The organism is Deltaproteobacteria bacterium (assembly GCA_022340465.1).
Taxonomy (GTDB): Bacteria; Desulfobacterota; Desulfobacteria; order Desulfobacterales; family B30-G6; genus JAJDNW01.
The window spans coordinates 1-3171 of the sequence record JAJDNW010000045.1; the positions used below are offsets into that span (position 1 = coordinate 1).

The 3171-nt window shown below is 52.9% G+C and carries 2 protein-coding genes; both read right to left on the bottom strand.

Going from position 1 to position 3171, the window contains the following annotated elements:
* Positions 1–105: 105 nt before the first annotated feature.
* Positions 106–1776 (bottom strand): dihydroxy-acid dehydratase, encoded by a 1671-nt coding sequence (locus LJE94_07890; GenBank protein MCG6910028.1) that lies wholly within the window; start codon positions 1774–1776, stop codon positions 106–108.
* Positions 1777–2023: 247 nt separating this feature from the next.
* Positions 2024–3171: pyridoxal phosphate-dependent aminotransferase (locus LJE94_07895; GenBank protein MCG6910029.1), on the bottom strand; the 1148-nt coding region annotated here is incomplete at its 5' end.

The following is a 3171-nucleotide window of genomic DNA, read 5'->3' on the forward strand; positions in this document are numbered from 1 at the left end:
GCACCCGGATGCGATCCTCCGGTATTTACACCACCGACGAACATGTATGCCATGACCAAGGCAGTGGCCGACCACGGGGATTACTGACCAGCATTCACAAGCCATCTATTCCTTGTAGTTCAAGGCAGAGCCCTTGTCCGCAGGGTTTGCCATTTTGGAGTAGATCGAGAGGAATCCCGGTTCCGTTTTTGTGGGAGTAGGTTTCCACGTCTTGAGGCGTTCTTCGATCTCCTCCGGAGACAGCTCCATATTCAGCTCGCGGTTCGCCACGTCTATTTCAATGATATCGCCCTCTTCGATGATTGCCAAAGGGCCGCCTGACGCCGCTTCGGGCGAAATGTGAGCGATCGCACAGCCTTTATTGGTGCCGGACAGCCTGCCATCGGTGAGAAATGCTACCTTGTCCTGATAACCTTTGGCGGAAAGCTGCCACAGAAAACGCTGCTGGAGACCCATTCCAGGAGCACCGATGGTTCCGACATTTCTCACGATTACCACGTCACCCGGCTGAATACGGTTATCATCCAGAGCTTCACAGGCATGGTCCTCCGTCTGAAAGATCCTGGCGGGTCCTCTGTGGTACATCATTTTTTTCGGCACTGCTGAAATCTTAATCAGGGCGCTTCCCGGTGCCAGGTTTCCACGCAGGAAGGCAAGCCCGCCCGTCGCGGCCAACGGGGCATCGATCGAGTGAATTATTTTTCGGTCTCCGGAGTCAATGGCCGCAAGATTTTCTTCTAAAGAACGCCCGGTGACGGTCATCACTTCGCCGGCTATCAACGGTAATATTTCCTTCATTAACGCTGCGATGCCACCGGCCTCGTCAAAATCTCCCAGGTGGTATTTTGCAGACCCGGACGGGGCGACGTCCGCAATAAACGGTGTCTTTCTGCTGATCTCGTCGAATGTTTCCGGTTCAAGCGCAATATCCAATTCAGCGGCAATGGCCGTCAAATGTAATACGGCATTCGGAGATCCGCCGATGGCCATCAGTACCCCAATGGCATTCTTGAAGGCATCGGGGGTCAGGATATCTGAGGTCCTGATGTTTGCCTGGATCAACTCGACGAGTTGTCTGCCCGCGTCGAATGCGGACCGGATAAGGCGCGAATCGGTACCGGGCAATGTGGCCGTACCGGTAAGGGACATTCCCAACGCTTCAACCATGGATGCCATGGTGTTGGCGGTCCCCATCACCGGGCAGGCGCCGCCACCCCGACAGCCCCTGTGGCGCATCTGACGGAACTCTTCGCGGCTTATCCTCTTTTCCTTGTAGGCCTTGAAATACGTCGGCGCCACATCCAAGGGCTGCACCACCTGTCCCTTGTATTTGTTCAAGGACATATAGCCGCCCGTGACAAAGATTGAAGGCAGATTCAGTCGTGCGGCGGCCATAAGATGGCCCGGGATCACGTCATCACAAACCGGAAGAAAAAGAAGCCCATCAAAGAGATTCGTTTTTGCCACTGCCTCAATATATCCTGCTATCAAATCCCGGTGGGGAAGATGGTAATTGTCATTTCCCGCCATGCTGGTGCAGAGGGCGCTGATGACGAATTCTCTCGGTGTCCCCCCCGCAGCCCAGATACCTGCCTTGGCGGAGGCTACCACTTTATCCAGATTTGCGGATGCGGGATTGATCTCCCCCCAACTGCTGACGACTCCTATTTGAGGCCTGCCGATGGCTTCATCGGCATAGCCGATACCAATCAGCATTTCTTCTCGTTCGACACGGGCGTAATCCGGCAGATGACTGTCTTTCTTTTGTATGTTCATGGGGTCTCCTCCTCAGACTCTTCAAGCATCACCTAAAAAAAGTTATCTGATACGAAGAAAAATAGCAAACTATCTTCGTGAAAATGGCGGGTAGGTAATAGATTGGGAGTGCAGCGATAAAGCGTGAAAGACCTGTCGGAAAAGGAGAGCATTTTGAAAGAAAGGGATGTGATGCAGGGTAGTGTAGTTCTCGAAAGCGTACTCCACACCTGCAGGAAGTGCGGATGCGCCTGCCCCTCCGCATATTTTATGCCGTTAATGCCAGTGCTTCCGCAGCATTCTTGATTCGTTTGATGCCTTCGTTTAGGGAAGCCTGATCTACGGCAAATGAGACACGAATATACCCTTCGCCATTATTTCCGAATATGCTGCCAGGCACCACCGCCACGTGGTGCTCCCTGACCAGATATTTGGCAAAATCCCATGAGGTTCTGCCCAACCCGGTGATGTTCGGAAAGGCGTAAAAGGTTGCTTCCGGTCTCAGGCAACGAATGCCGTCAATCGCATGCAGCCCCTGGTGAACCAGATTGCGCCGTTGATCATATTCGGCAACCATTTTACGGACCGCGTCCTGGGGACCGGTGATCGCTGCCAGGGCCGCGCGTTGCACCATGGATGGCACACCGGAAACCATGTGCTCCATCAACTTTTCCATTTCGTCAATGAAGGGTTGAGGCGCAACGCAGTATCCTATTCGCCAGCCGGTCATGGCATAGGTTTTTGAAAGGGTGAAGGCGGAAATGGTCCATTCTTTCATCCCTTCAAGAGATCCAATGCTGATGTGTTTTCTGTCGCCGTAGACGATGTCTTCGTAAGGTTCATCGGACAGAACGAAAATGCCGTTTTTCTGCGCAAGGTGAGCGATCGGCTCGAGAACCTGAAGATCGAATACCGCCCCGGTAGGATTAGACGGCGTATTGATGATCATCAGCTTCGTCTTTGGCGTGATGGCTTTTTTCACATCGTCAGGGTCTACCTGAAATCCATTTTCTTCCCTTGCAGGAACCCTGACCGGAATCCCGGAAAATAAACCGATCTGGGAATAATAGTCATATCCAGGATCAACAACAATCACCTCATCGCCGGTATCCACCAGGTGGAGCATGGTGTTGAAAATGACCTGCATCGCCCCCACGGATATGAAAATTTCCGATTCGGGATCGGCATCAATCCGGTTGCGATACTTCAGTTTTTCGGCTGCAGCACGGCGGAGATCCAGATACCCCTTGCTGGGAGGATACCGCGTATATCCCCCCTCCAAAGCATCAGTGGCGGCCTGCCTGATATGAACGGGTGTATCAAAATCAGGCTGGCCAATACCCAGATTAACCACGTCGGGAATCTTTTCCGCCAGGGCGGACATGATACGTATCCCTGACCATTGTACTCCCTGAT

Bases quoted from the DNA above. Each gene is read 5' to 3' on its own strand.
- LJE94_07890 (MCG6910028.1), bottom strand. From the start codon at position 1,776: ATGAACATACAAAAGAAAGACAGTCATCTGCCGGATTACGCCCGTGTC.